General features: G+C 47.5%; 18 protein-coding genes. 15 read left to right on the forward strand and 3 right to left on the reverse strand.

Annotated features, from left to right (window positions below; all coding sequences use genetic code 11):
* Positions 1–5: 5 nt before the first annotated feature.
* The gene (locus BMY78_RS26360) at positions 6–392 is read left to right on the forward strand and encodes a hypothetical protein (protein WP_090904277.1); all 387 of its coding nucleotides are present in this window, start codon (positions 6–8) and stop codon (positions 390–392) included.
* Positions 393–568: 176 nt separating this feature from the next.
* Here the strand turns inward: BMY78_RS26360 and BMY78_RS26365 are convergent, their stop codons facing one another.
* Complete coding sequence (locus BMY78_RS26365) at positions 569–1837, reverse strand: BaiN/RdsA family NAD(P)/FAD-dependent oxidoreductase (RefSeq protein WP_090904278.1); 1269 nt, start codon at positions 1835–1837, stop codon at positions 569–571.
* A 169-nt stretch (positions 1838–2006) separates the two neighbouring features.
* Here BMY78_RS26365 and BMY78_RS26370 point away from each other — a divergent pair, with 169 nt between their 5' ends.
* From BMY78_RS26370 to nadE, 3 genes are all read left to right on the forward strand, one after another.
* On the forward strand, positions 2007–3728 hold the full coding sequence (locus BMY78_RS26370; protein ID WP_090904279.1) for a two-component system sensor histidine kinase NtrB: 1722 nt from the start codon (positions 2007–2009) through the stop codon (positions 3726–3728).
* Positions 3729–3896: 168 nt separating this feature from the next.
* The gene (locus BMY78_RS26375) at positions 3897–4331 is read left to right on the forward strand and encodes a BrxA/BrxB family bacilliredoxin (RefSeq protein ID WP_090904280.1); all 435 of its coding nucleotides are present in this window, start codon (positions 3897–3899) and stop codon (positions 4329–4331) included.
* A gap of 137 nt (positions 4332–4468) precedes the next feature.
* Entirely contained in the window at positions 4469–5278 is an 810-nt protein-coding gene (gene nadE, locus BMY78_RS26380) for an ammonia-dependent NAD(+) synthetase (protein WP_090904281.1), read from the forward strand.
* A 99-nt stretch (positions 5279–5377) separates the two neighbouring features.
* Here the strand turns inward: nadE and BMY78_RS26385 are convergent, their stop codons facing one another.
* Positions 5378–6193: an alpha/beta hydrolase family protein gene (locus tag BMY78_RS26385; protein WP_090904282.1), complete on the reverse strand. Its 816-nt coding sequence runs from the start codon at positions 6191–6193 to the stop codon at positions 5378–5380.
* Between the two features lie 186 nt (positions 6194–6379).
* Between BMY78_RS26385 and acpS the strand changes: the two genes are divergently transcribed.
* Both acpS and mutY read left to right on the forward strand, forming a co-directional pair.
* Positions 6380–6796, forward strand: coding sequence for a holo-ACP synthase (acpS, locus tag BMY78_RS26390; protein WP_090904283.1), 417 nt, complete (start codon positions 6380–6382; stop codon positions 6794–6796).
* A 58-nt stretch (positions 6797–6854) separates the two neighbouring features.
* Positions 6855–8186, forward strand: coding sequence for an A/G-specific adenine glycosylase (gene mutY, locus BMY78_RS26395; protein WP_090904284.1), 1332 nt, complete (start codon positions 6855–6857; stop codon positions 8184–8186).
* Positions 8187–8302: 116 nt separating this feature from the next.
* Here the strand turns inward: mutY and BMY78_RS26400 are convergent, their stop codons facing one another.
* Positions 8303–8914 carry a superoxide dismutase gene (locus BMY78_RS26400; protein ID WP_024632995.1) on the reverse strand — a complete coding sequence of 204 codons (612 nt, stop codon included), beginning with the start codon at positions 8912–8914 and terminating at the stop codon, positions 8303–8305.
* A gap of 537 nt (positions 8915–9451) precedes the next feature.
* On the opposite strand from BMY78_RS26400, the gene BMY78_RS26405 reads away from it, so the two are divergent.
* The 9 genes from BMY78_RS26405 (at position 9452) to BMY78_RS26445 (ending at position 20483) form a co-directional block, all read left to right on the forward strand.
* Positions 9452–9877: a GNAT family N-acetyltransferase gene (locus tag BMY78_RS26405; protein ID WP_024632996.1), complete on the forward strand. Its 426-nt coding sequence runs from the start codon at positions 9452–9454 to the stop codon at positions 9875–9877.
* 433 nt (positions 9878–10310) lie between these two features.
* Complete coding sequence (lepB, locus tag BMY78_RS26410) at positions 10311–10916, forward strand: signal peptidase I (protein WP_256222425.1); 606 nt, start codon at positions 10311–10313, stop codon at positions 10914–10916.
* A gap of 178 nt (positions 10917–11094) precedes the next feature.
* Positions 11095–12936 (forward strand): tRNA epoxyqueuosine(34) reductase QueG, encoded by a 1842-nt coding sequence (queG, locus tag BMY78_RS26415; RefSeq protein WP_090904285.1) that lies wholly within the window; start codon positions 11095–11097, stop codon positions 12934–12936.
* Between the two features lie 15 nt (positions 12937–12951).
* Positions 12952–13983: an HD-GYP domain-containing protein gene (locus BMY78_RS26420; RefSeq protein ID WP_090904286.1), complete on the forward strand. Its 1032-nt coding sequence runs from the start codon at positions 12952–12954 to the stop codon at positions 13981–13983.
* Positions 13984–14206: 223 nt separating this feature from the next.
* A complete protein-coding gene (locus BMY78_RS26425) occupies positions 14207–14470 on the forward strand; it encodes a YneF family protein (RefSeq protein WP_076290490.1) in 264 nt (87 codons plus the stop codon).
* Positions 14471–14558: 88 nt separating this feature from the next.
* A complete protein-coding gene (gene folE / locus BMY78_RS26430; protein ID WP_076290489.1) occupies positions 14559–15152 on the forward strand; it encodes a GTP cyclohydrolase I FolE in 594 nt (197 codons plus the stop codon).
* A gap of 268 nt (positions 15153–15420) precedes the next feature.
* Positions 15421–16275, forward strand: a complete 855-nt coding sequence (locus BMY78_RS26435; protein WP_090904287.1) for a lipoate--protein ligase family protein — start codon at positions 15421–15423, stop codon at positions 16273–16275.
* 70 nt (positions 16276–16345) lie between these two features.
* A complete protein-coding gene (locus BMY78_RS26440; protein WP_053779639.1) occupies positions 16346–16570 on the forward strand; it encodes a hypothetical protein in 225 nt (74 codons plus the stop codon).
* A gap of 271 nt (positions 16571–16841) precedes the next feature.
* Positions 16842–20483 (forward strand): S-layer homology domain-containing protein, encoded by a 3642-nt coding sequence (locus BMY78_RS26445; RefSeq protein ID WP_090904288.1) that lies wholly within the window; start codon positions 16842–16844, stop codon positions 20481–20483.
* The last annotated feature ends 22 nt before the right edge of the window (positions 20484–20505 follow it).

Consider the following 20505-nt stretch of genomic DNA (forward strand, 5'->3'; position numbering starts at 1 on the left):
AAAAGATGATGATGGATGATAGTGAACTTCAAGTGCATTTCGCAGACAATGCAGCGCTGCTGGCGGCGCAGGCCACACTGGAGGAACTGGGGTATAAGCCCTACCAGTCAGGCCCGCTTGAATTGTACATTCCTACAGATCGCCAGGATACGCAATCTGCTGTGGAGATCGTACAGTCACACGGTGGTAGTGCGGTGTTTCTCTCCGAAACAGATGGATTGGATCAGTTTCAGAATATATCCATTCCGGCTCATCTTGTGAATGAAGATTGGAATGAAGGTTATGCGAGCGGTGGACAAGGGAGCAATCCCGAACAGGGAATGCATAACCGGGATGAAGATCCGACATTCGATGACTCAGTCGATGGTTTCTCGGGCAGTGTGAAGGCGTAAATATAACATGGGCAACGATGCTGCTTGCCTTGTTGATTACAGTGATTTTGAATTGGCATACATTTCAAAAAAACCTCGATACCCCACCGATAGCGGGATGTCGAGGTTTTTTCGTGCACTTAGTAACCTTATATGATGTGGAACCGGAATCGGTCCATGAACATCTTATGTTCAAGTTATGAGCGAGCGTTTTTATACTCTGCAGCATGCATGCCAGCCGTGTACCCCGTAGAGAAGGCAGCGGTAATATTATAGCCTCCCGTGTAGCCATGAATATCCAACACTTCTCCGCAAAAGAATAGTCCCGGTAGCAGCTTGGATTCCATTGTTTTGGGGTATATTTCCTTTAAGTGGATTCCCCCGCCCGTAACAAAGGCTTCTTTGAGAGAACGAGTTCCGTCCACGCGGAAAGTAAAATCCTTCATTAACCCCACTAATGTATTTAACATACCTTTGGGGAAATGGTGGAATGTGAGGTCTTCGCTGATCTCTGCACGCTTCATCATCAATGGAATCATACGCTCAGGAACCCACGTTTTGAGTATGTTTTTGACGGCCTTTCGGGATTCTTGCTCCAGCACCTGCTGAACCTGGGTTTCCAGCGCACCTGGGGACAGATCCGGGAAAAGATCAATACTCATCGTGACCTGGGGGTTCCCGGATTTCATTTGCACCTTACGAATGAACTGGCTGCAACGAAGCGCGATCGGTCCAGATACGCCGAAATGGGTGAAAATCATATCTCCACGATGAGAGATGACTGATTTGCCTTTGGCATCTAGAACAGATAACCCAACATCGCGCAGGGACAAGCCTTGCAGTTCTTTGGATTGAATCCAGCTCTCACCAGACACAATCGGCACTTCCGTCGGATACAGCTCTGTAATCGTATGTCCAGCCGCTTCAGCCCAAGGATATCCATCCCCGGTTGATCCGGTTTGTGGGACTGATTTGCCCCCGGTAGCGATAATAACAGAGCGTGCAAGTATCGTTGTGCCGGAAGCCAGCTTCACGCCCTGCACGTGTTGACCATTCTGAATTAATTCCTTAACCGGCTGTTTGGTGCGAATCTCTACCCCAAGGGAAACAATTTTGCCTACCAACGCATCAACGACTGTTTTGGCTTTATCGGTTACCGGGAACATTCTCCCGTTATCCTCCTCTTTCAGGGCAATACCGAGATTTTCAAAAAAACGCATAATTCCCTGATTGTCCAGATTCTGAAACGAACTATATAAAAAGCGTCCATTTCCCGGAATATGCCGGATCAGTTCATCCGTCTCCTTGGCATTGGTCACATTGCAGCGACCGCCGCCAGAGATCCCGAGTTTGCGGCCGAGTTGATCTCCTTTATCCAGCAGAAGCACGGAGGCTCCATGCTCGGCAGCAGCAACACAGGCCATGAGGCCCGCAGATCCACCACCAATTACAATGACATCATACATTCGTTATTACCCTCTTTTTTCATTGATTTTGTCTGTTTTCCGAAAAAGCTGTCTACTCCTGCCTGAATATGAAACAATACAAATGTATTAGCAGTTCTATTATGCAGTCTTAAGGGATATATTGTAATATACTGTCGCCTATGTTTTAATCAGAAATACATGAGGGAATGTGCAGGCAGAGGAGGGAGATGGCATTGTGGTTGCGTTGAAGGACATTCTTTTACAAATACTGCTTGCAGGAGCTGCGGTATTCCTGATTCCATTATTGCACTTGGGGCTCTCCAGGCAAGCGGTCGTCAAGGCAGGATATCATAGGATGGTACAGACCAGTTTTGCCGCGACCAGTGTGGTGAGCATGTTACTGTGCCTGCTTTTTGCCCACTATGGGAGCCCGGTGTCAATCTCCATCTCCTTGGGCATTGTGCCTCTGACGCTCGTCATATTGTATTGCAGGCCTCGCTTAGGCCTAATGCTGTCTCTTCTCCAGATATTCTTCTATTTTCTCTTTGCGCATCCCTATAATCTGTACGGATTTCTACTTCAAACGGGCATTCTTCTCTATCCTATTGTATGGTTGTCAGCCAAACGATTCAAGCATTATACACGTTCACGCAAAATGGGAACTGTTATCTCTCTGATAACGGCAGAGATGGTTGTGGCCAGTGTACTGTATATCGCATCCATGGAAAGCCAAACAACATTCTCCATCGTACAGTGGATATTGCCAGCTCTGGGATATACGATCGGTGCAATTATTGCTGGAATTCTTAGTATGCTCTGGATTGAACAGATGCAGCATCACCGGGGGCTTGAGCAACATTTGTCCGAAGTTCATCATAGATACATAGCCGAAACGGAAAAGCTTAACCAAATTCTGAATGCCGTTCCTTTATCCATAGCAACCGTAGATAAGGAAGGGACCGTTCAGTTCGTCAACGATACGATGGAGCAAACGGCGCGAGATCAACTGCCTTGCACAACCACACCGGATTTGATTGGGCAACCTGCGAGTCAGTTTGTTGATCAAGCTCAGGCAGACAAGATGGAAAGTAGTATTCGTAAAGCCATTGTTCATGGAGAAGTGAGTGGGCTGACGGTGCGTTACGGTTCAAACGTGTTCCAATCCCGGACCGTTCCCATCTACGCGTATTCAGCAGAACTGCCAAGAGAGGCTATCGGGGCCATGTTAATCATTCAGGATATTACTGAGCTTGAAATGCTGCGAAGCGAGCTCGATAATGTGGATCGCCTCAGTCTGGTCGGCCAAATGGCCGCAAGTATTACCCATGAAGTACGGAATCCGATGGCGGTTGTACGTGGATTTCTTCAATTAATGCAGGAAAAGAGTCCGGAATCCCTGGATCACTATTATCGGATCGTTCTGGAGGAGCTTGACCGGGCAAACAGCATTATTAATGATTTTCTGTCATTGGCTCAGAATCGAATTGCGGAGAAAGAAGAATCCCAGCTGCATGATATCATCCATGAACTAAGTCCTTTGTTATGGGCGGATGCGAATTTGCGAGGTCAGAGTATTGAATTTATGCTGGATCACAATGTGCCGAAGCTGCATCTGAATTCAAAGGAAATCAAACAAGTGGTACTTAATCTGGCTCGTAACGGCATGGAAGCCATGAGTGAAAAAGGGGTACTCACACTTGAGACCCGGTTGGTGGATGACACCGTAGAGCTGTGTGTGCGAGATACAGGCCCAGGCATTCCTAGAGTGAAGCAGGAGAAGTTGTTTGAACCTTTTTTTACGACTAAGGCCAAAGGAACCGGATTGGGTTTATCCATGTGTCTGAGTATCGTCGAACGACATAACGGAACCATTACCATCGAATCGGAGGAAGGCCAGGGTACAACGTTCAAGGTTGCATTTCAACGCTGAACTTTAAGCATGTTTTGCCAAGGAATGAGACATAATATTAATGGAGAAGCCTTTCCGCAGGCGGTGTTTGAACCTTGCTTTCATTGATTAGGGATGTATAATAGGAATAGCACAAAAGCATTTAATTTTTTAAATAATAGAACTTACATGTTTAAGGAGTGAAACCGAATGTCTATGTCATTTGATCAATACATGAAAGATATGGTTCAACCGATGCGGGATGATCTGACTCGTTTGGGAATTCAGGAGTTGCGTACTCCAGAAGAAGTTGAAGCAAGTTTGCCGGATGCCAAAGGTACCGCTCTGGTTGTCATTAACTCGGTTTGCGGATGTGCCGCAGGTCAATGCCGTCCAGGTGTATCCCAAGCCCTTCAACATGATATTACACCAGACCACCTGTACACGGTATTTGCTGGTCAGGATAAGGAAGCTACAGCGAAAGCTCGTGAATACTTTGCACCGTATCCTCCATCCTCACCTTCCATCGCTCTGATGAAAGACGGAGAACTCGTTCACTTTATTGAGCGTCATCAAGTGGAAGACCGTTCTGCGGAGGAAATTGCGGCTGAGCTCACAAGTGCGTTTGACCGTTTCTGCCGTTAATTAGCTCAAAGTGCGCCCCGCCCTTCGGATGACCGATGCCGGGGCGTTTCATTTTGAGCGAATAGGGTTATTGAACCATTCGGACCTTTCAAAATGGACATCAAATTTCATTAATTTAGAAACGGGGTGTGTGTACGATGAGTTTGCAACAACAGATCATCGCTGAATTGAAGGTTAAACCAAGTATTAATGAAGAAGAGGAAGTGCGCAAGCGCGTTGACTTTCTCAAAACCTATGTGAAGAATGCCAATTCCAAAGGATTGCTAATCGCAATCAGTGGCGGGATTGACAGTGCTGTAGCTACGGCGCTTTGCAAAAAAGCAACGGATGAGCTTACAGCAGAAGAGAATAAGGAATACAAAACGCTGGGTGTATTCCAGCCTTACGGTGAGCAATCGGACATTGACCACAGCTATGCTGTGGCAAAAGCTTATGACCTGAAGCATGTCGTAGAAACCAACATTGAAGATGCAGTTAACGAGATCGCACTGGAAGTGGAGCAAGGATTCAAATCCATGGGCAGCCCGCGTCATATGACTCACCAAGGCAAAGGGAACGTGAAAGCGAGAACCCGTATGGTGATGCAATATGCTCTATCCTTTGAGGAAAACCTGCTGGTTGTCGGAACTGACCATGCCTCTGAAGCCATCACAGGCTTTTACACCAAATGGGGTGACGGCGCCGTGGATATTACACCACTGAGCAGCCTGAACAAACGTCAAGTGCGTCAGCTGGCTGCGTATTTGAACGTGCCACAGGCCATTTTGGACAAGGCTCCATCAGCAGGACTCTGGGAAGGCCAGACGGACGAAGATGAGCTGGGCATTTCGTATGAAGCGAACAGTGACTATCTGGAAGGCAAACAGATTGATCCGGCTGCGCAAGAGCGTCTTGAAGCTTTTTACAAGCGTACCCATCACAAACGCAATGCCATTCCTGGCATCTAATATGGATTGCAAGCATGCCATGATTAGATATGGACAATGCAAGCATCTGAACGGCAAAGAGTCACTGCATATGGCAGCGACTCTTTTTGTTATGCAAGATTAGTTCATCCAAGTTGCGATCTGGCGAAGTGTTTCGTATATCGCCTGCTCAAGCTGCGGTGTTGATTCCTTGAATGGATGCACCGTATTAAAGGTATGATTTCCGCCGGGAATCTGATGCCACGGGATATCCGGGCGAGCCTGAACCAGTGCGGCCGAGCCGTCACGCAGCCGTTTGCCGTCTTCTGTTCCCTGAATAAGTGCCACACGCAAAGGAGAAGAAGCCAAGCGATCAATAATGGCGTAACGCTCCTTATGCGCGTCCAGGTCTTCCAGAATAGATACGTCCAGAGGCATCTGCTGGCCTGTTCGCCCGTTCGTGACATGGCTGCGGCCATGTGTACGCATTTCTTCTTTTTGTTCTGGGGTAAAGAGATCCAGGTTGGTTACCCCGTTCCAGGAGATTATGCCAACAATCTGCTCGGGATGATCCAGCGCATACACGAGGCTTACGCCTGCACCGCGGCTATGTCCAAGTAGAATTACCGGCAGTTCGCTAAGTTCTGGCTGTGTGGACACATAATCAAGCAGCGTTGCCAAGTCGGCAAGCTCCTGGCTGTACGTATTGACTGCAAACTTTTCAAGTTCAGAAAATTGCTCCAGATCTTCTCCAACACCGTTGTGAGAGAAATTGAAGGTCAGCACGTGATAGTTCTCGCTCAGCTTCGATGCAGCATAGGGGAACATGCCCCAGTCTTTGAAGCCTTTGTAACCGTGAGCCAGGATAATGATTCCTTGAGCAGGTTGCCGTGCAGTGAATATATTTCCGCGAATGACGGCATCTCCGCCTGCAGGCAGTTCAAATGCTGTGGACATATCTTATTCCTCCTAAAATTTCATCTAGTGCTGATTCATATTTTAACATAAATGGTAATGTGAACGAAGGTACTCGCATCCGTGCGCGCCTCCTGCTACAATAGAATACGTGTTCGGATAAGGTACCGATCGGATGACCGAATGGAGATCGTTTACAGCATAAAAGGTTAAGCGGGTGAAGCGTTGATGATATATGGCATTGGAAACGATGTATTGGAGATTGGTCGCATGCGCAAGCTGTTGTCTGGTCGCCACGCCGAAGCGTTTATGAAGCGGATTTTAACGCATGCAGAGCGGGAGATTGCAGATCAACGGGGAAAACGGATGGAAGAGTATGTATCCGGTCGATTCGCAGCAAAGGAAGCGGTGTCCAAGGCGTTTGGCTGTGGCATTGGAAGCATGATGAGTTTTACCGACATTGAAGTGCTGCCTGATGCAAAAGGACGTCCCGTTGCCACACTTTCTGATGAAGCATGGGAAAGACTGCAGCTGCCATACGGCAAACAGTATAATATTCATTTGAGTATTACGCACCAGACGGAGCTGGCTGCGGCCTTTGCTATTGTCGAGCAGATGGGGAAGACGTTGCCCGGATCTGATTAATAGTAATATGGGAGAACGTGTGAAGAACGTAAGCATGGTCACAGGAGAGGACGGGAATATGGGTTTATTGGAACAGAAACGACATTTCAGCGTGAATTTGCTGGATTGGTATATGGTCAACAGACGGGATTTGCCGTGGCGTCGCCACAACAATCCTTATTTTACGTGGGTATCGGAAATTATGCTGCAGCAGACTCGGGTGGATACGGTAATTCCGTATTTCAATCGTTTTATCGGCAATTTTCCAACGGTACAGGCTCTGGCTGAAGCACCGGAAGAAGAGGTTTTGAAAAATTGGGAGGGGCTCGGATATTATTCGCGTGCCCGCAATCTTCAGGCGGCTGCCAGACAAGTTATGGAGCTGCACGGTGGGGAGATGCCGCAGGACAAGCAAGCGGTCTTTGCGTTAAAAGGGGTGGGCCCGTATACAGCCGGGGCCATTCTCAGCATTGCCTTCAACCAGCCGCAGCCAGCGGTGGACGGCAATGTGATGCGGGTTCTGTCCCGATACTTTCTCATTGATGAGGACATTATGAAGGGCAGCACCCGGGTGTTGATGGAAGAGCTCGCAGGAGAGCTCATTCCGGAAGGGCGTGCGCGTGATTTCAATCAGGCGCTGATGGAACTTGGCGCGCTGGTGTGCACGCCCAAAGCGCCGCACTGCCTGACTTGCCCGGTCATGGAGCAATGTTCCGGCCGCATCGCCGGACGGGAGCTCACCCTGCCGGTCAAGACCAAGGCGAAGCCGCCGCGCCCTGAGCAGCGGCTGGTCGCCATTGTGGAGGGCCACGGTGCTCATCGCGGCCGTGTACTTGTGCGCCAGCGCCCAGCGACGGGCCTATTGGCCCGCATGTGGGAGCTGCCGCATGTGCTGGCGGCGCCCGCCGCAGCCGGCAAGGCGGCGGGGCCGCTGGCAGATGAGCCGGCCATGGCTTTGCTGGCCGGCAGTCTGTGGGCGGAAGGCTTCGCTGCCCGCCCGGAAGGGCTGGCTACCCATGCGGAGCATGTGTTCAGCCACATTGTCTGGAGCCTGCAGGTGTACAAGTGCACCGAGCAGGACCAGAGTAACGAGCTTCCGCTGATCGCCGCGGAAGCCAGAGCCGCCTACGATGCACAGGCGGCTGCCAAGGAAACTACTGCTCCAGCCCAAGTATCGGAGCTAGGCATCATCGATGCAGCCAACATCTCAGGCTCGCTTGATGAACAAGGCGAGCCGTTGTCAGCATTTGCTGCAAGTAAACAGGCGCATGATGTAATGAGTGGAAAAGGCGATGGGCTGACTTATCGCTGGATTGGTCCGGAAGATATGGACAAAATGGCGTTCCCTAACATTTTCCTGAAGCTTATCAGCAGTTATTTTGCAGGGGCATATGACGATGTTAGTGAGTAAGGGGCGCTTGCCATACAAATATTAAATCAACCAACGTGCAGCAAGCATAAGTATACAAAAAAAGAGCCTGATCCGGTCGTTTGACCGAATCAGGCTCTTCTATTATGCTGGCAGTCTTATTTCGCTGCAGCGTAACGTTTGTTTACTTCATCCCAGTTGATTACATTCCAGAAAGCACCGATGTAGTCAGGGCGTTTGTTTTGATATTTCAGGTAGTAAGCGTGCTCCCATACATCCAGACCCAGAACCGGAGTCAGACCTTCGAAGAGAGGGCTGTCTTGGTTAGGAGTGCTAGTGATGGACAATTTGCCATCTTTACCAACTACGAGCCAAGCCCAACCGGAACCGAAACGAGTTGTAGCTGCTTTTGCAAAATCTTCTTTGAATTTGTCAAAGCCACCCAGTTCACTATCGATTGCTGCTGCGATGTCGCCAGTAGGAGCGCCGCCGCCGTTAGGTCCGATGATTTCCCAGAACAGGCTGTGGTTAGCATGTCCGCCACCATTGTTGCGAACCGCTGTGCGGATACCTTCAGGTACGCTGTCGAGGTTAGCAATCAGATCTTCCAAGCTTTTACCTTGCAGTTCAGGAGCGCTTTCCAGAGCTGCGTTCAGGTTCGTTACGTAAGTATTGTGATGGCGATCGTGGTGGATTTCCATCGTTTGCGCATCAATATGTGGTTCCAGTGCGTCGTTAGCGTAAGGAAGTGCTGGTAATTGAAAAGTCATAGTGAAATACCTCCTGAGATTTTTGAATTTTTGTTAAGGTCAGCATTTTGCATAATTCAATTCGAATCGCTTCCGGGACAAGTTCTAGACGAATAGGATCACTTCGATCTATATCTTGCTGAGTGAAAGTCGCTCACAGGATTTATGCAAATTGCCCAGGTACCTATGTAATAATACCCTTGTCACTAATATTAAACCGCATTCGGGCTAATTAAGCAACATTTTTGTTTATTAAGTCCCCCCAGACGTTAATCCATTCATGGGTCAGAGATAACAAACATATTTTACCCATTATGAAACTATTTATGTGATTTCAGGCGTTTAAAGAGAGGAAAAGTTTAATATTCGGATGTAAACGGTTACAATTAAGCGCTTTCAAAAGAAAATGCGTGTTTTATGGCGTAAAGTATGGTTTAATTGACGAAGAAGCGGTATTTTCTCGTTTTTTGTCATTATATGAACATTGGGTTTTTGGTAAAAAGGGGAGCCCCTTTTTGTAAAACCTCATCTAAGCTAACGAAAAGGGAGATTTAAGACATGCACGTTCGTTCCTTTCAGTTGAGTGATGCAAGCCAGATGACAGAGCTTCTCCAGGTTGCACTATCGGAAGAGTGTTATGAGAACACGATGGGCCCGTTTGCCCGTCAATTGTCATGGGATTCTGACCTGATCATGGTTGCGGAAGAAGAGGGAGACCTCGTCGGCGCTTTGATCGGTACGATTGACCACAACCAGGGATGCATCTATCGTATTGCGGTCCATCCAGACTATCGTCGCCGCGGAGTCGGCAAAAAACTTGTCGAGGCCATGGAACAAAGGTTCCAGCAGCGTAAAGTCAGTCAAATATGGGTGGCGGGTGATGAGCACAACAAAGTAGCCATGCCTCTTTATGAAGCAATGGGTTACGGTGCCAATCAGATTATGAGCGCTTTCCAGAAACTCAGTATCTTGTCCAAAGCTTAGTTTGCATGGTTAAAAAAGAAATATAACAGATTTTCATTTCATATTAGGCGTATCTTTCAGCGTGTAACAACGTGAGGGATATGCCTTTCTATTTATATGAGTGCTATTCACCGATTATTCCCCTTTTTTCGCCACTTCTGAACGCCATTTCATTTAAATTAATCCCTGGTTTAACTGTTTTAATCTCGTTGTTATTCACCCTTCAAGGAGTGTTGGTGCTCATAACCAATTGTTTCACCCTTGCAAATGAAGTAGAATTAAAAGGATTATGATCACTCGATTTTGGTAATATCAGAACATATAAACACGGATAGACACGAAGCGTCAGCTTCCTGATATTTTTAAGAAAAACGTTCACTATATGCGATCTGTGTTCCTTGAAAGTATGCCGATCGACGTTTTTTATTACAAAATGGATAAACGAGGTGTCTCTTTGAACTCCAACAATCTTTCAACGGAGCATGTAGCCTCCAAGGAACGAAACAGTCCGGGAGTGCCTGATCAACCGGGGAAATCCTGGGGTGCAGAGCTTTGGGACTGGGTGAAAACGATAGTGATTGCTTTTGTAATCATGATGCTGTTGAACCTGTTTGTATTCAATCTTTCGATGGTCAAAGGTCAATCGATGCAGCCCACGCTGGTTGAGAAGGACCGTTTGTTCGTGAATAAAATTGTATATGATTTTGGGACACCGTCCCGATCAGATGTTATTGTGCTTCGTGATCCAAGCGAAGGTGTGGAGAAAAAAGATTTTCTGGTCAAACGGATTGTCGGACTTCCAGGAGACACAGTTGAAGTACGGGACCATCATTTATTCGTGAATGGGGAGCAGCAAGCGGAAACGTACACGGATACGGAGGTTCAGGACCCTGATTTTGGACCGATTACGCTGGAAGCGGATCATTACTTTGTGATGGGAGATAACCGTCATGAAGGCAAGAGCAAGGACAGCCGTGTGTTTGGCAGCATTACATCCAGTGAAATTGTAGGCAGGGCGGAGTTTATTTTTTGGCCGTTCTCGGAAATTAAAAAATTGTAAAATGTTAGCAGGACAAGGACAACAACTTCACGCTGCATTTTGCGTTAAACGATATAGACTCGGTTTCTTTGTAGCTCCGGTATGTCCGACTTGTATATCGAAATCAGCGCCTGTCCTCCCACCTGAGGCGGGCGTTCACTATTTACGGAATTAGCGTGGAAGAAGAGAGGGAATAGATATGACGAGTGTACAGACCGGAGCAGCAAAGGCAGCAGCTGTATGGGAGAAGTTAAAACAAGAGATTAAGGCAGCTGCTCCCGAGATGGGTATTGATGATATAGGATTTGCTTCAGCAGAGCCATTCGTGACCTTGAAATCCATTCTGGAGCAACATCGGGCGAAAGGATTCGAGTCCGGATTTGAGGAGCCTGATATTGAGAAAAGGGTGCGTCCTGCATTGAAAGATGGCGAGCCTGCTTCGCTCATTGCGATTGCCGTGGCCTATCCCTCGAAGATGGTCAATCCGCCGAAGTCGGAGCCTGGTGCATACCGTGGTATTCTGGCTCGTTCAGCCTGGGGGCAGGATTATCACCAAGTCCTGCGTGCAGCGATGGACAAGCTGGTTCATTTTATACGTGAGCGCGTACCTGAGGCCATGATCGAAAGTATGGTAGACACGGGGGCGTTGGTGGACCGTGCTGTTTCCCAGCGTGCGGGGATTGGATTCAGTGCTAAGAACTGTGCCATTATATCGCCCAAATTCGGTTCATGGATCTTTCTCGGCGAACTGGTCACGAATATTCCATTTCAGCCAGATAACCCGGTGACCGAGGATTGTGGTGAATGTACGAAGTGTATTGATGCCTGTCCAACTGGAGCACTGGTCGGGCCGGGACAACTGAATGCACAGCGCTGCATTTCGTTTGTGACCCAGACAAAAGGCTTCGTGGATGAAGAGTTTATGCTGAAAATTGGCAACCGTCTGTACGGTTGTGATACCTGTCAGATTGTCTGTCCGAAGAATCGGGGTAAAAACTGGGATCACCATCCCGAGTTTCATCCCGATCCGGAGATTGTAAAACCTTTGCTGATACCGCTGCTTGACATCGGTAACCGTGAATTCAAAGAGCGCTTCGGCCAAAGTTCCGCCGCTTGGCGGGGCAAGAAGCCAATCCAGCGCAACGCCGTGATTGCCCTCGGCAATTTCAAAGACAAAACCGCTGTACCGAAACTAACGGAGGTACTGAAGCGTGATCCGCGTCCCGAGCTGCGGGGAACTGCAGCTTGGGCGCTGAGCAGAATTGGAGGAGAAGACGCAATGAGAGCCATTGGGGAAGCTGCCGCTAACGAACAAGATGGGAACGTGCTAAGCATGCTGCAGAAGGCCAAGGAACGACTGAGTTCGTCCGCGACCTTACCCGATAAGCCTCAGGCAGAGCTAAAGAGCAACAATAAGCCTGAGGATCAGAAGGAACAGAATAAGACACCCGAACAGGAAAACGGGCAGACGACAGAGCCTGTCAAACCGGAAGCAGCAGCATGGAAACCATCAGCCGTAACAGGCCTGCATGGAACGCCGGTATATTACGATGAGGTACTGACACCGATCGGTACACTAACGCTCTGTGCGACGGATAAAGGCCTGTGTCACATTGATTTTGGTGCATTTCATGTGCGCGAGGCGCATCTGCAACAATGGGCCCGTACATGGATTGGCGAATATCGATATGAGAAAAATGAAGAGAAGCTGAGTGAAGCTGCACAACAGTTGAAGCAGTATTTTGCAGGAGAAAGAAAAGCGTTTGAACTGAAGCTTGATTTGTTTGGAACACCATTCCAGCTACAAGTATGGCAAGTCCTGTCCGATATATCTTATGGAGAGGCCTCAACACACCAACAGGTTGCGGAAATTATCGGCAGGCCCAAAGCTGTTCGAGCAGTTCTGGATGCTATTAGTAAAAATCCGCTTCCGATTATTATTCCCTGTCACCGCATCAGCGGTAAAGACGGAACCCTGGTGGGTTATGTAGGCGGGCTGCAAACCAAAGAGCAATTGCTCACATTGGAGCAGCAATCGTAAGAGCGGGGGACGTTCATGAAGTATGTTAACGTGGAGAGCGTGGAGGCGGGGGAGCTTCTGGGCAAAACCATATATTCCGGCAACGGCACGGTATTGCTGTCTGCCGGAGTTCAGCTCACCGTATTTATGGTCAATACGCTGAAGCGTATTGGCGTGACCATGCTGTACATCCAGGATGAAGCGTATAAAGATGTGGATACAGAAGACATTCTGGATGAAGCCACGAAAAAGGCAGTAATTAATGAAATGAGTGTTACACTCGATTCTATCCGTTCCGGGAAAGACTGGAGCCCGAAGAAGGTCGCCATCAGCATCGATAAATTGTTGAACGATGTTCTGAACGGGCGAGAACTACTTGTTCAGCTCACAGATATTCGGACCAAAGATAATGCACAGTATGTTCACGCCATGAATGTATGTTTGCTGTCTTCTGTCATTGGTCTGAATCTGGGGCTTAACTATGTTCAGCTCAAGGATCTGGCCGTCGGAGCACTATTGCATGACATCGGAAAGGTTGGGGAGCCACCTGGCAGTGGTTCAGCAGCAAACTCTTCCCTGCATCACACGTGGAAAGGGTTCGAGTTGATCAAGTCCAAACGGGAGTTTAATCTGCTTGTGGCACATACGGCTCTGCAGCATCATGAGCATGTGGATGGTACGGGACTGCCGAGGGGTATCCAGGGAAAAGACATTCATCTTTTCGCTAAAATCGTTAGTGCAGCTAACACGTATGATAATCTGATCAACGGCCTTTCGGGTAGAAGGTTGCTGCCACATGAAGCCTGTGAAGAGATGATGGCGATGTCTGGCACGAAGCTGGATCGTGACATTCTTATCGAATTCAACCGGAGTGTGTCCGTGTATCCGAACGGAACAGCAGTTCGGTTGTCTACCAAAGAGACCGGAGTCATTGTACGTCAGCACCGGGGTTTGCCCGGCAGGCCCGTCATTCGGGTGGCTCGGGGCAGTACACGTTATGATCTGGATGTGATTGAAGTGGATCTGGCTCAGCATACAACCGTTTTCATAGAGGCGGTACTGATGTAACTTATACGGATGCTCCTGGGAGATTTACTGAATGTTTTCGATCTGTTTTCTGGATGTTAAATTCAGCGTATAGCTGGAAAATCCGTTTGCTCAAGGCGTGCGGAAATGCTATGATAGCTTTCAGGAAATCCGGTGCGTGTCATGTTTGCATCGTGAACGTATAACATCATGTGCTGACACGGATCATCAGGCTTTTTAGATTGTATACAGAGGTGTCTAAGAGATGGAAATAGCAATACCGATTATTACATTGATTGTTGGTCTGGTCGGAGGATTTTTCATTGGGGTATACTACTTGCGGAAACAGCTTGAGAAAATGCAAAGCGATCCCGACATGCTCCAGAAGATGGCGAAGCAAATGGGTTATAACCTGAATGGCAAGCAAATGCAGCGCGCCCAGCAGATGATGAAGAACCAGCAGCCTGGCGCGAAGATGCCTCAGCCGCAACAACATCCTGCGCGTAAAAACTCGGGCCGCCGAAAATAATAGCTGTGAGCGAGCATTTTGCTTAATGCTGAAGTTGCTGAAGTGAATAGCTTCTTGCAGCATGTGGTTCGAAAGGAGGCGTTCGGCAGTGGCTGGCGTTAAAGATTATTTGAATTCAAAAGTATCCGACAATCGGGAGAAGATCGAGTATCACATTGAGCAGATCTTGCAATTGATTGGTGAGGATAGTACGCGGGAAGGGCTGTTAGAAACGCCTGCACGCGTAACCCGGATGTATGAAGAGATTTTTGGCGGGTATGAAGTGGACCCGCGCGATGTGCTTGGTGTGACGTTTGACGAGAATCATGAAGAACTGGTCATTGTGAAGGACATTGTCTATTACAGCCAATGTGAACACCATATGGCGCCTTTCTTCGGTAAGGTGCACATTGGATATGTACCGAGTGGCAAGATTGTGGGATTGAGCAAAATGGCCCGTCTGGTGGAGGCAGTTACCCGCCGCCTGCAGGTTCAAGAGCGAATTACCTCACAGATTGCCGATATTCTGACTGAGGCAGTAGAGCCGAACGGTGTCATGGTCGTCGTGGAAGGCGAGCACTTGTGCATGTGTTCCCGCGGCGTGAAGAAGCCGGGCAGCAAGACGGTAACGTCTGCTGTGCGTGGTTCCTTCCGTGACAATCCGGCACAACGTGCCGAGTTCCTGTCGCTGGTAAAAGATTAAGCTCGGGCTCATTCCATTCGTTGGACAAGCCAGAAGCATTCAATCTTTCGTACAATCATGGTTATTTCCATTACATTCGGCAAATTGCCGGATCTGAAATGGCAGAATAGATGCTTGTGCCAATGGAAGCATTCATAAATAAGCCGTGTTCCTTGGGGAACCGGCTTATTTATATATTACTTTTGCATTCACACAAGGGGATACATAAGGATCACGCAATTACTCAATTAAAATTCATCCAGATTAGTTTATTCGGAGGCTATCTTATATGAATGTACCGTCCAATTCAGATCAACCCGGATCGCCGGGAGCAAAGCAGCAGATGCAGCCGGATCATTCCTTGCGGCTACAGATTTGGGAGACACCGCTGCTGCGGCGCGGGAGCAGTGTGCTTGAAGCATTTGCTTGGGAAGAAGTCATGTGCCGCCGGGTGGGAGAAGGTCAGCTGCCCGTTGCTCATATTTGGCGGCATCCAGATGCCTTTGTAGCGGGGCTGCGGGATCGGAGGCTGCCTCAGGCAGTTGAAGCGATGGAACGCATTAGAAGCCAGGGAACGGCGGTCTGCGTTCGTCCATCGGGTGGTGCAGCAGTTCCCCTGAATCCAGGGGTGGTTAACGTGTCTTTAATTTTGCCGAACCCGGGACGTGCCATCAATATTCATGATGATTTCAGGGAGATGGCCTCACTGATCGCTGAGTCGCTAACACCATGGTCGAATCAGGCACGCACGGGGGAGATCGAAGGCGCCTTCTGTCCTGGCGATTATGATGTCAGTGTGGGTGGACTGAAATTTTGTGGGATCGCCCAGCGCAGACAGGCCAAGGCTTATATCATTACGGCCTTTATCATCGTGGAAGGACAAGGGGACCAATTGGCAGCCGACGTGCGTAAGTTTTATCAGGATGCAGCAGATGGAGCCAGCGAAGGGTACCCGGATGTTCGGCCCGGAACGATGGCGAGTTTGCAGGAACTGGCAGGTGTCCCTTCTGCCGCGGCGTATACAGCCTCGCTGGTACGTACACTGCGTCAGCGCTTTCCCCAAGCGGAGACGAGCCGTGTGTTGACTGTGGAACGGGAAACCGTCATACGGACGGCTGAGCAGATGAAACTGCGTTACGATTAGGTTCACAAGCTTGGACTTGGAATTGGTTAATAGAGATGATATGATGTGATTTCGGAAGGAGAGTGTCTACATGGAAACTTTAAGATATACGTACTTATATGAGGTCATTTCAACAGGCGAAAAGTCTGAATTCAGCCAAATGGCTACAAGCAAGGAAGAAGCAGCTGCCCTAATCGTTGCGCGTATCGCTGATCTTGAATTTACAGGTGAAGAAGATATCAAGCTGGGCGATCTGATCGCCATTAGCAAACAGGTTGGCGACAACTATGTTGCCTGTGAGGGTTGCGCTTCCTAAGGTAAACGCTCTGCATAGTGGGCCTCAAATGATAAGCAAGTCTCTAGTATAGAGACTTGCTTTTTTGTATCTGTATTTGATTTATTCGATTCAGGCGTGCCTCGCTGAACAATAATTGCACGGGAAGAAATATGTTCATTTGAAAGTGGTTTTGCGAAAATGCGAGAAAAGGCATATTTTCACGAAAAATGCCGATAAATGTTCAGAATCGGTTCAGAGCTTATAGGTATAATCTTCCTACAACAACAGAAAGAGAAGGGAAGATTCGAACATGCGAAAAAAGGATCACCAGAAGCGCTCCAGGCTCCTGAGACGAATAGGGATTGTGATATTAACATTCTTTATGGTCTTCGGAATGCTGCCAGTTGTATTTCAACAAGGTGTCGTACAGGCCAAGAGTTGCTATGATCTGACGGAAAAAGATTCTGATGATGTTGAATGGAAGCTCATTAGTACGCCTGAAGAGCTCTATTGTGTAAGAGAAGACTTAAACGGTAATTACAAGCTGAAGAATGATATTTCTGAAGCAGCCATGAGCACGTTTTTGAATGGAGGATCTTGGACTCCAATTGCTGACATAATAGAAGATGAGCTTATGCCTTTTACAGGCAGGTTCGATGGGAATGGTTATTCAATATCCGGTTTGAAAACGACGGATGAGAATCAGAACGATGTGGGGCTGTTCTCTGTATTACAAGGTGCTGAGGTTAAAAATCTTATATTAAACGATGTTTCTATAAAAGGAAATGTGATCGTAGGCGGACTTGCCGGACGGAGCATAGAGTCGCGTATTGAAGGGATCCAAATCAGTGGAAATATACAAGGGAATATGAGAGTAGGCGGTATTTCAGGTTTATCGGACGAAAGTGAGTATATAAATAACAGCACTAATGTCGAGGTGATTGCATTAGGTGAGGATGGCGACTCACTCGGGGGACTTGTTGGAGAAAGTAATAAGAGCACAATCATTGCAAATGCTGCTGAGGGTATAGTGAGTGGTTATGAGGCTGTAGGTGGACTGATCGGAGAGTCGAATGATAATTTCATTCGTCAGAGCTACGCTTCAGGACAGGTGACGGGTAACTACCAGGTAGGCGGTTTGATTGGCCAACTTAATTATGAACTTAGCCACACTATTGCGGATAACTATGTGGTTGGTTCAGTGAGTTCACATGCTACAGGGAATAATGATTTTTCTGCTGAAGCCATTGGCGGACTGATTGGTGAAGTGAAAAAATATGATGAATCAGCCTCCGCAAAAATAGATATTCAAAATAATTATGTAGCTGCGTCTATGGATATCACTGTTCCTGATAATTCATCATCACCCATTGATAATCAGACCATAGGGTCAGTCATTGGTAATCTGAATGATCCAGAGAATCAAGTTATCTTTACTAATAACTACTATGATTTAGCCAAGAGCAGTACGAACCAGCAGAATGGTTCTAATTATGCAATGGGTCTTACTACTGAGCAGATGAAACAACAATCTAATTTCAATGGATGGGATTTCGATGGAGTTTGGACAACTCGTAACAGGATCAATGATGGGTACCCGATCTTGCGTTCATCCAAGCTTATGACTGCGCCGACTCCACCACTGCCTGATCGGACAATAGATTATTTGTATCCATATCCTACAAGCGGAACAATTACTCAGTCCACATCTAAAGTTATAGTGAAGCTTAATGAAGCTGGTAGATTTTATTTTGACAATCAAGTGTTTGATGAAGAAATTGAGGGGCAGTCGAATGAAGATACTAAATTACATGCCCTAGCTAATCTATCTTATGTTGATCTAGAAGCTAATGAAGTAAGATCGTTCTTGTTTACAGGACTGGAAGAGAACACTTTGTACCGAATGTTCCTGGCGGTAGAAGATACGAATGGTCAGCTCTGGGACATGGGAGGTCGGGGATATGAAACACTTGCAAACTTAACGCCTCTTCCACAAAACGTAGTGGCTACACCTGGTGATGGTCAGGCTGCCATTGAATGGACTACAGAGCCAGAATTAGAATATCGCGTGTATATGTACCAAGGTACGGAGGCACCAAAGGATCCGGATCTGTGGACAAATGTGACGGACAGTTACATCGATGGACATATCGGTGGGCTGACGAATGGTGAATCTTATGTGTTTGCAGTTAGATCATATGCTTCCGATGAAGAAAATTCAGATTATGTTGCATCTAACGTGGTGATCCCGCAAGAGGAGAATAATAATGGTGGTGGATCTAATCCAAATCCAGACCCAGACCCGAACTTTCCTGTACCACAGCATGTAGTGGCAACAAAAGGTGAGAAAAAGGTTGTGTTAACTTGGGATCCAATCTTGAACGGATTAGCTTCGGTCTATATGTACGAAGGTTCATCAGCACCAGTAGACCCTTCACAATGGGTACTTGTTACTTCTAATATTTTGAATAGCAGTTGGGAAATTAATGATCTTAGAGAAGGCGAAAAATATATTTTCGCTGTTAGAGCTGTATATGAAGATGGCGTATCCGAATATGGAATTTCTAATTCAGTGAAGATTAACATAACTCCATCCAATCCAGAAACGCCAGGTAATGGGGGAGGTGGGGGAGTTATTACTCCAACTCCTGTAACGCCAACAACTCCACAAGCTCCACAGAAAGAAGTAATCAAAGTGGATGTGGCGAATGGGGATCAAGCTTCAACGATCGCTTCCTTGAAGATTAATCGTACTCGAGGAACAGATGGTACGGTTAAGGATGAACTTCTTCTTGATCAGAGCAAAACGCAAACCATTATAGACCAGTTGAAACAGACAGGCTCCCATACAGCGGTTGTCTTGATTCCAGACGCAAAAGATGAAGTATCACAGTGGGATCTGAAGCTCTCTCCACAATCGTCAGTAATGCTGGCTGAGCAAGGAGTGAATCTGGTTATTTCCAATCCTAATGTAAAGATTATCATTCCGGCGAGTTCCTTGAACGGACGCACAGATGATATTTATTTCCGTCTTGTACCGGTGAAGAAGGAATCCCAACGTTTAGAGATCCAAACGAGAGCACAGGCGAATGAGTCGATCATCCAATCTGTAGGTACAACGGATATCCAGATCATTGGACGTCCAATGATGATCGAAACGAATCTTCAGAGCAGACCTGTTACGCTCATATTGCCTTTAGATGCTAATCAGGTTGCAGGTGTGAAGTCTGAGGAGCTAGGTGTATATATTGAGCATAGTGATGGAACGAAGGAGCTTGTACACGGCAAACGGGTTACCCTAAACGGTGATAATCAGCAAGGCGTCGAGATTGAAGTAAACAAATTCAGTACATTCTCCATTGTTAGGGTCAAAGACTGGACAGACAACACACTGAAAGCACAACCTTATATTCAGGGGTACACGGATGGAAGTTTCCGACCAGAGCGTAATGTAACTCGTGCGGAAATGGCAACATTAATCACGCGTATTCTGGGAACATCTACTCTTGAGGGAAGTCATGAATTTACAGATGTTACATCCAGCCACTGGGCACAGGTATCTATATCAGCAGCAGCCCAATCCGGTTCTGTTCAAGGCTATACAGATGGCAGCTTTAAGCCGGATCAAGCGATTACCCGCGCAGAAATGGCTGTCGTGTTACAGCCGTTATTAACATCTGCTCAGATGACTACTGCGCCGACAGCATTTACCGATATGAACGAGCATTGGGCGCAACAAGCAGTAGAACAATTAAGTTCGGCGGGAGTAGTTACCGGATACAAGGATGGAATGTTCCGTCCAAGTCAGCCGATAACCCGCGCTGAAGCTGTTACAATGCTGAATAAGCTGATCGGTCTTCAAGCTGAAACGAATGCGTCAGGACATTGGTCGGATGTACCTGCCACACATTGGGCTTATGAAGCGATTGAGGCAGCTTCTATCCGCAAGTAAATAGTTGTATTCAAACTCAAAG

The sequence above is a fragment of the Paenibacillus sp. OK076 genome (assembly GCF_900110055.1).
Classification (GTDB): Bacteria; Bacillota; Bacilli; order Paenibacillales; family Paenibacillaceae; genus Paenibacillus.